Source organism: Nocardia carnea (assembly GCF_029869215.1).
GTDB lineage: Bacteria > Actinomycetota > Actinomycetes > Mycobacteriales > Mycobacteriaceae > Nocardia > Nocardia carnea_B.
Map to the genome: position 1 here is coordinate 56,642 of NZ_JARWPM010000302.1, position 8,390 is coordinate 65,031.

Annotated in this window: 7 protein-coding genes; 3 read left to right on the top strand and 4 right to left on the bottom strand. The window is 67.8% G+C overall.

Annotated features, from left to right (window positions below; all coding sequences use genetic code 11):
- Positions 1-100: 100 nt before the first annotated feature.
- Positions 101-826, bottom strand: a complete 726-nt coding sequence (locus QH276_RS21460) for a cytochrome P450 (RefSeq protein WP_280402876.1) — start codon at positions 824-826, stop codon at positions 101-103.
- Between the two features lie 1,122 nt (positions 827-1,948).
- Here QH276_RS21460 and QH276_RS21465 point away from each other — a divergent pair.
- The gene (locus QH276_RS21465; RefSeq protein ID WP_280402877.1) at positions 1,949-2,920 is read left to right on the top strand and encodes a GlxA family transcriptional regulator; all 972 of its coding nucleotides are present in this window, start codon (positions 1,949-1,951) and stop codon (positions 2,918-2,920) included.
- A gap of 53 nt (positions 2,921-2,973) precedes the next feature.
- On the top strand, positions 2,974-3,306 hold the full coding sequence (locus QH276_RS21470) for a hypothetical protein (protein ID WP_280402878.1): 333 nt from the start codon (positions 2,974-2,976) through the stop codon (positions 3,304-3,306).
- 320 nt (positions 3,307-3,626) lie between these two features.
- On the opposite strand, the gene QH276_RS21475 is transcribed toward QH276_RS21470, so the two are convergent.
- From QH276_RS21475 to QH276_RS21485, 3 genes are all read right to left on the bottom strand, one after another.
- Positions 3,627-4,979 carry a CoA transferase gene (locus QH276_RS21475; RefSeq protein ID WP_280402879.1) on the bottom strand — a complete coding sequence of 451 codons (1,353 nt, stop codon included), beginning with the start codon at positions 4,977-4,979 and terminating at the stop codon, positions 3,627-3,629.
- A gap of 94 nt (positions 4,980-5,073) precedes the next feature.
- Complete coding sequence (locus QH276_RS21480; protein WP_280402880.1) at positions 5,074-5,460, bottom strand: DUF2784 domain-containing protein; 387 nt, start codon at positions 5,458-5,460, stop codon at positions 5,074-5,076.
- A 40-nt stretch (positions 5,461-5,500) separates the two neighbouring features.
- Complete coding sequence (locus tag QH276_RS21485) at positions 5,501-6,931, bottom strand: SDR family NAD(P)-dependent oxidoreductase (protein WP_280402881.1); 1,431 nt, start codon at positions 6,929-6,931, stop codon at positions 5,501-5,503.
- Positions 6,932-7,129: 198 nt separating this feature from the next.
- Here QH276_RS21485 and QH276_RS21490 point away from each other — a divergent pair, with 198 nt between their 5' ends.
- Positions 7,130-8,275, top strand: a complete 1,146-nt coding sequence (locus tag QH276_RS21490) for an acyl-CoA dehydrogenase family protein (protein ID WP_280402882.1) — start codon at positions 7,130-7,132, stop codon at positions 8,273-8,275.
- Positions 8,276-8,390 lie beyond the last annotated feature (115 nt).

The following is an 8,390-nucleotide window of genomic DNA, read 5'->3' on the forward strand; positions in this document are numbered from 1 at the left end:
CGGTGATCTGGCTGGTGAGTACCTTCGCGCACTGGGCGCTTCGAGGTTTCTCTTGGATCGTTGCGGGACTCTCGCTGTTTCTCGCAGTCACCTTGCTGATCTATGCGTCGGCGCTGATACTGGTTGCGTTCTCCGCCCGGATCCACTCTATGCGAGGGCAGATCATGGCGGGGAGCGGGAACACCCGCGACGAGCTGCGTGCCGAACTCGGCGGCCGCGCTGTGCACGGGGGCGTGGTGAGTTCTACCGACCGGGTCTCCAGAATATGGCCGACCACGCCCGCGATCAATCTGCGGGAGAATTCGCCCGCTACACACCCGAACGGCCCGGTGCCGAACAGTGCTGTGCGTGGCGAGGGCAGGCCGCGGAATCGCTCCGGCACATACTTTTCGGGTTCGGGCCACCTCTGCGGATCTCGGTTGAGCAGGTACGGCAAGGCGCCGACGATCGTATTCTGCGGAATGTAGTAGGGAGTGCCGTCCGATGCGGTATAGGAGAGTGGTTTCTTCAGCCAGCGGATGAGCGCAGAGACCGGATTGAGCCGGATTGTTTCCCACGCACACCATCCCAGATATTCCTCGGGATCAGGCGCCTCCTCGACCGCGCTGCGCACACGGGAATCGGCGAGAATATCGACCAGAGTCCACAAGGTGTAACTGCCGGGGTAGGTCACCGCGTTCCACAGTACGTACATCATCATCCACGGCACATCGGCCTCGGCGACTCCACCGTCGCGAATTGCCCGGACGATCGGTGCGCCGGGCATTTCGCGCAGTGCGCGGGCAAGGAGTGCCCTGAGCTTCCCGGTGGCGCGGTACTCAGGCATGAGGCGGTAGAAGGGGGTCGCAGCGAGTGCGGCGCGGGGAACGTCGATCCCATTCGCGATCGAGCGGAGCAACGGCGTGAGTTCGGGCCCGTATCGATCCCAGAATGCGTCACCCGTGAAATAGCGTCCCGCTATTTACCAAGCCGAGGACCGGGCCCACAGGGCACGGTTCTGGACCCCACCGATCACCGTGCGCAACTGATGCCCGGTCGATCATCTCGACCGGGCGGGTGGCGAAATCGCGCAGCCGGGGTGGCGTATCCCAGGACCGGGACGGCGTCCACCCCTTCGAGGTACAGCGGACCGGCTGGATATTCGTGCGGAACTCGCCACGGTCGCCGGTACGAGTTCCATGATTGCAGCGCGGCGCAACCGACGAGGAAGGTGACCGGGCCAAGCCAGCGATGAACCTCAATGTGCACTCCTGCCGCACGGGGTGGTGTGCTGGTGCCCGATTATCGATGGATACGGGCCGAATGTGCGGCAGCGTCAACCGTATTCCCGCATACCGTTGACGGCGATTACGCACGGCGAGTTCTTACATCGTGTTGAGGAAGAAGCCGGGTGGGGTGTCTCGCTGGTATTTCGCGGCACCCCCGGTTTGCCGCCGACCGCAGGCAGGCGCGCGCCAGTCCCGATCGGGTGCGGGTTCCGGAATCGGTGTGCACGAAGGTAAAGTTGCGGCGCACCCCGCAGCGCCGCAACCATATCTTCGTACACGCCGATACCTCACGGGTACTCACGACGGGATCGGCGAGTACGCACCCGGAATCCGAGGACGGTTCGGCGGCCGGGGTACCCGTCCGGTTGCTCGGAGAAGTATGCGGTGCGGAGGCAGGTGCGCCGTGGGCCTCGTTCACGCGCCCGGGTCGCGGGTCACGCAATGCTCATATCCGGCGGTTCACCTCGATCTCCCAGGCTCGTGCAAGCAATCGGTGCGGTCGCTGGACGCGTCCGCACCGCTGCTCTTCGACGTTACTGTGTGGGACAGCTCGATCCGAGGGGCGGAAGCGACAGGATGAGATCCGTTTGCGACATGTCCGGCGCCGGGGCGCCGCGCCGCACCGACATAAAAGACCGATCGGTTTCCATGGGATGTTTAACGATCCGTATCCTGCCACCGTGGATGTGGGCATTTTCGTCGTGGACGGTGTGGGCGAGCTCGGCCTGGGCGCCCTCCACGGGGCGTTCGGTACCGCGAACGCCCTGCGCAGGGAACTCGACCAGCCACCGCCCCCATGGAATGTGCATACGGTGTCATTCGGCAGTTCGGTGCGGTCGGGCAGCGGAAACATCGTGCAGACGATCCCGCTGAGCGAGGTATCGGCGTCGTTCGACGCTCTCGCGGTGGCCGCGGTGAGCGTTCTGGAGCCCGAACCCCTGGTCGCACTCATTTCGGACCCCGGAAATGCGTGGCTTCTCGACCGCATCCGTAGTGCACGTGCACAGGGTATACACCTCGCCGCGGCCTGTACGGGGACGTTCTTCCTGGCGGAGGCCGGCGTGCTCGACGGGTCCCCGGCGACGACCAGCTGGTGGCTGGGGTCGAGTTTCCGCCAACGATATCCGAGAGTCGATCTGGACGAGCGGAGCATCGTCTGCCACGGCGACGGTATTACCACGGCTGGTGCCTCGCTGTCTCACATGGATATGGCGTTGTCGCTGGTGTACCGCACCAGCCCGGAATTGGCGGAGCAGGCGCGGCGGTATCTCGCCTTCGAGGGGCGCGCCAGTCAGGCGCCCTACGTCATTCCGGAGGTGCTCGCCCGGGGGAACCCGCTGATCGTCGCGTACGAACGCTGGGTGCGTGAGCATATTTCGGAGCAGTTCCTGGTTTCGACCGCGGCGCGTGAACTGGGAGTCACCGAACGCAGCCTGCAACGTGCCACCCGTGCAGCCCTCGGGATGTCTCCCAAGGACTTCGCCGACGATATCCGGGCCGATCGCGCCACCCGGCTCCTGCAGACGACCGGTCGCACGGTGGAAGCGGTGGCTCGGGAGATTGGGTATGTGAATGCCAGCGCCTTGCGTGCGCTCATCCGCCGACGCCGCGGACTGTCTCCGGCGCAGATCCGGGCCCATGGTGGCCTGTGAGCTCGAGCGGTGATTGTGATGGCGGCACCGTCTTTTCTCCCTACACTGACCGCATGTATGTTCGACGGCTGATCGCCGTAGCCGGGTTCCTGGCCATGTTGTCATCGGGAGTTTCCGCCTGCACCACCACCGGCGCGGGTGCGACCAGCGAATGCGATGTGCAAGGCTGCACCGTGACCTTCGATCGGGGCGTGGACGCAAAGATCAGTGTGCTCGGCGTGGACGCCGCGCTCGCCGCGGTAGAGGGCAATGTGGTGACGCTGAAGGTTGCGGGGCAGGATGTCACCGTGCCGATGGGGTCGACAGAATCCGCGCAGGGCCTGGACCTGACGGTTCGAGAGATCACCCAGGAGAAGGTGGTGGTGCAGTTGTCCACCGGACTCTGACCCGGTGGGCCCCGGGGCGGCGGGAAGGACGGTACCGCCGCCGCCGAGCGAGGCTTCCCCGGTGCCACCGTCTTCCACGGTCGGCCCGATACTCGCCGGGCGCCTTACGGGTCCCGGGTATCACGGGCCACTGGTTCATCGAACCCGGACACCTATCGGTACCGGTGCCGGCTTACACCGGCGGTCCGCCCTTCCGGGCACCGATCGGTGCCCGGAAGGGGCAGACCGCCTCGGTTGCCGGTGCTGGGTTTCGGGATGGTGGGTGGCGGCGGATCCAGCCCTTGATAGCGCGGCTCTGCGTTTACGCGGTCCGGGCCGCATCATCGCGGTTCGCGGACCGGTGCCGGGGGCCAGCGGGGTTCCGCCCGACCGTAGCCGGGAGCCGGGGACGGGTAATCCGGGAATTCGGCGAGGGCGGGTGCGGCGGTGACGATCCGCCCGTGCGTGACCGTGGTGTGCGGTCCGGGCGCCACGGGCGCGGGGTGATCGGGGGTGCGGCCACGTTCGGAGAGCAGCCAGGTGGCGGTGCGGGCCAAGGACGCCCGGATGTCGCGGCCCAGACCATCGGCGGTCCGGGCGGCGAGTGCGTCGACGATACCGGCCGCGAGCAGATAGCCGGAGGCATGGTCGAGCGCCTGGGCCGGCAGGGCGCCCGGGACCGCCGAGGCGCCTTCGACCACCGCGATACCCGTGGCGGCCTGCACGATACTGTCGAAACCCCGCCGCCCCGCCCAGGGACCGGTGAAACCCCAGGCGCTCACCCGGGCATGGATCAGACCGGGCCGCCCGGTCAGCCCCAGCCGTTCCAGCGCGCCCGGCCGGTATCCCGTGACCAGTACGTCGGCGGTGTCGAGCAGGCTCTCCCACTGTGTACCGGCCGTCCGCAGGTCCAGCAGGGTGGAGGATTTACCCTGACCGGTGTCGGTGAACTGCCACGGGATCTCCGGCAGCTGCGGTGGGTCCACCCGCAGGACTTCGGCCCCGAGCAGGGCTAGCGCGCGGGTCGCCACCGGGCCCGCGATCACCCGGGTCAGGTCGAGGACCCGCACACCCTGCAACGGCTGATACGGAGTACCGGAGATCGGCAGCGTGTACCGCCGGCGGTCGGATCGTTCCGCCAGCGCCACCAGCGGCCCGGCCGCGGCCGAAACGGACTGCGGGTGCGCACGCCACTGCGCCTCGTCGCGGACCTGGACCACAATCGCGCCCCGGGCGGCCGCCAGCTCCTCCAGATCCGCGGCGCGAATCATCGCGATCTGGGCTTCGGCGTGTTCCACGGGTGCGTCGGCGGGCAACTCCAGCGCATTCAGCAGCCGAGCGCGGTGATGCGGGTAGTTCGCGTGTGTGCGGACCCAGCCGTCGAAGGTGGGAAAGAAACCGGACAGGTCTGCGAAGGCGCCGATGGGGGCACCGTCGATACGCAGCAGCCGATCGCTGGTGAAAGACGCCGCGATCCGCGCGGGGTCGAGGCGGTGCCGGATTGGCGCGGTGCCCGTGACCTCGCGATAACGATCGCCGGCGGCGAGGAAGGCCTGGACGGATCCGGCGGCGAGCCCCCACACCGGGAGGGTGGCAGCGAGGTACGACCCGGGGTCGGGCCAGTCCACCGGGCCCGACCTGGCGACCCCTGCGCCGTCCTCGTAATCACGAACCAGCCGTGCGCCCACGTCCACTGCTCCGAGCGTACTGGCCCGCGACGGGAGCGATCGCCGGGTTACCCGTTGGCACAGCGATTTTCATCACATCGTCACCGCGGGTGCACTCATCTCAGCCGATGGGCCGGGCGGTGGTACCGCTGGGCTGGTGCCGGGTCCGCCACCACCAGCCCACCCAGGACACCAGGACGCAGGCCGCGACCAGTATCCGCACCTCGTCCAGCATGCTCTCGGGGTAGATGACCCCGGTCAGGTAGTGGTCGATGAAACCCTCCGGCGGCAGTCCCTGTAGCCCGGCACGTTCCCGCGCCCAGTTCTCCGCATACGTCAGTGGACAGTCGTAGCCGACCAGCACCGTACCGAACCCCCAGGCCGCGGCGCCGGCATGCAACCAGATGGTCCGCGGCAGCCGCCACGCCACGAAGCCACCCACCACCACGTAGCCGATGAACAGCACATGCGCGGCGGCGGTCAGATCGGCGAGCAGCCGGTACCACACCCTTCCAGGGTATGTCCTGAGCGCCGCCGCGGCGCGGGATTCACCACGGCGACGGCCGGTAGTCCTTCAGAAAGCAGCCGTACAGATCCTCGCCGGTCTCGCCGCGCACGATCGGATCGTAGACGCGGGCCGCGCCGTCCACCAGATCCAGCGGCGCGTGGAACCCCTCGTCGGCGAGGCGGATCTTGGTGTAGTGCGGGCGTTCGTCGGTGATCCAGCCGGTATCGACCGCCGTCATCAGGATGCGATCGGTATCGAACATCTCGCCGGCGCTGGTGCGGGTCAGCATGTTCAGGGCGGCTTTCGCCATATTGGTGTGCGGATGGCCGGGGCCCTTGTAGCCGCGGGAGAACTGGCCCTCCATGGCCGAGACGTTCACCACGTACTTGCGGCGGGCCGCGGCCGCGGCCAGTGCCGGGCGCAGGCGGGACACCAGAATGAACGGTGCGACCGAATTGCAGAGCTGCACCTCGAGCAGTTCGGTCGGGTCGACCTCGCCGACGGTGTGCACCCAGCTGTTGGTGTGCGCGAGGTCGGGGACCAGGCCACCGGCGTCGATGGCGATACCGCGGGCGATCCGGTCCGGTGTGGCCGATCCGGCCACCAGTGCGAGTTCGGCTACATCCGCACCGGTGAGGTCGGGGGTGAGCGAGGCCGTCAGTGCGGTCGGGTGGGCGCGGGTGGTCTGGCCGAAGGTCACCTTTTCGGGCAGCGCACCGGCCGGTAGCGGGTCGGATTCGGCCGCGGCCAGCGCGCTGTACGCGCCGGGGGAGCGGCGTACGGTCTGGGCGGCGTTGTTGATCAGGATATCCAGTGGTCCCTGCGCCGCCACATCGTCGGCCAGCGCCACGACCTGCGCGGGATCACGCAGGTCGATACCGACGATACGGAGCCGGTGCAGCCATTCGGCACTGTCGGGCTGGGCGGCGAAGCGGCGGATGGCGTCGTTGGGAAAGCGCGTGGTGATTGTCGTATGCGCGCCGTCGCGCAGCAGCCGCAGCGCGATGTACATGCCGATCTTCGCCCGGCCGCCGGTCAGCAGGGCCCGGCGACCGGTGAGATCGGTGCGGGCGTCGCGGCGAGCGTGACTCATCGCCGCGCAGTCCGGGCACAGCTGATGATAGAAGGCATCGACGCGGGTGTACTTCTCCTTGCAGATATAGCAGCCGCGGGCGCGCAACAAGGTCCCGGCGGAGGTCCCGCTGGTGGCCGAACTGATCGGAATACCGGCCGTCTCGTCGTCGATCCGGTTCGGTGACCCGGTGGCGGTGGCGGCCACCACCGCGCGGTCCGCGGCGAGTTTGGCCTGTCTTGCGGCGTTGCGGCGTTGCCGTTTGAGTTCCTTGAACATGCCGCCGACCGCGCGCTGGACGGTAACCGAATCGGGATGGCCGGGATCCAGCCGGCCTGCTTGTTCGAGAACGCGTAGGCAGGTGGCGAGGTCGTTCGGGTCGATACTGGGCTCGGCCATCGGGTCGGGAAATGTCCTTCGTGAGCTGGGGAAGCGTGGCCACCATTGTGGCAAGGCGCGGGACCGGCCCCGACGCCGGGCGGGTGGACGTCGGCCCGGCGTCGTTGACATAACGCCAATAGTGCGGGAAAGTCGTTGCCGGACGATCCGGCATGGATGGTGCCGGGCTTGGGTGATCACGAACTGAAGGACGCGGATATGGCACGCCCCGCTTGGAGCGACGACGAGGTCGAGGCGGTACGGGAACTCGCCCGCACCTACTTCGACAAGGAAGTGGTGCCGCACGAGGAGCGGTTCATCGAACAGGGCCACCCGGACAAGGCGCTGTACCGGCGCGCCGGCGAGCTGGGCCTGCTCTGTCCGGCGGTCGCCGAGGAGTTCGGCGGCGGCGGGGGGACCTTCGCCCACGAGGCCGCGATCATCGAAGAGCAGGTGCGGGCGGGTGACGGTGCGCTCGGTATCCCGGTGCACAATTCGATCATCGCCCCGTACCTGGCCGAATTCGGTTCCGACGAGCTGAAGAAACGCATCCTGCCCAAAGCCTGCAGCGGTGAGATGGTCCTCTCGATCGGGATGACCGAACCGGGCACCGGCTCGGACCTGCAGGCGATCAAGACCCGCGCGGTACGCGAGGGCGACGAGTACGTGATCACCGGGTCGAAGATCTTCATCTCCAACGGCTGGCTGTGCGACGGCATCATCATCGCCGCCAAAACCGGCCCGGAGAAGGGTGCGGCCGGAGTATCCCTGCTGTTCGCCGAGGTAGGCGACGATACGCCCGGATTCACCCGGGGGCGGATCCTGTCCAAAATCGGCGGTAAGGGCCAGGACACCGCCGAACTGTTCTTCGACGGCCTGCGCGTACCCGCGGCCAACCTGCTGGGCGGGACCGAGGGACAGGGTTTCTACCAGATGATGCAGCTGCTGGCGCAGGAGCGGCTGGTCACCGCGATCATGGCGGTCGCGATGATGGAACGCGCGGTCGAACTCACCGTCGAGTACACCAAGGGCCGGGAGGCCTTCGGCAAACCGCTGTTCGCCATGCAGAACACCCGGTTCGAACTCGCCGAATGCGCGACCATCGCGCGCACCAACCGCGTCTTCCTCGACGACTGCATCACCCGCCATCTGCGTGGCGAGCTCGATATCCAGACCGCGGCCATGTCCAAGTACTGGTCCACCGATCAGCTCGGCATCGTCGTGGACCGCTGCCTGCAGCTGTTCGGCGGCTACGGGTACATGACCGAGTACCCGATCTCTCAGCTCTATACGGGTGCGCGGGTGCTGCGGATCCTCGCGGGCAGCAACGAGGTGATGAAAGATCTCATCGCCCGTGGGCTCTGATCTCGATCGCGGCCTCGGTCCCGGCGTGGCCGCCCACGGGACCGCGGGCGGCGCCGCACCGGTGCGGCGCCGCCGCCGCGCACCCGACGAGCGGCGCGCGCGGCTCCAGGCCAAG

Bases quoted from the DNA above. Each gene is read 5' to 3' on its own strand.
- QH276_RS21470 (WP_280402878.1), top strand. From the start codon at position 2,974: ATGTATGTTCGACGGCTGATCGCCGTAGCCGGGTTCCTGGCCATGTTG.
- QH276_RS21485 (WP_280402881.1), bottom strand. From the start codon at position 6,931: ATGGCCGAGCCCAGTATCGACCCGAACGACCTCGCCACCTGCCTACGC.
- QH276_RS21460 (WP_280402876.1), bottom strand. From the start codon at position 826: ATGCCTGAGTACCGCGCCACCGGGAAGCTCAGGGCACTCCTTGCCCGC.
- QH276_RS21490 (WP_280402882.1), top strand. From the start codon at position 7,130: ATGGCACGCCCCGCTTGGAGCGACGACGAGGTCGAGGCGGTACGGGAA.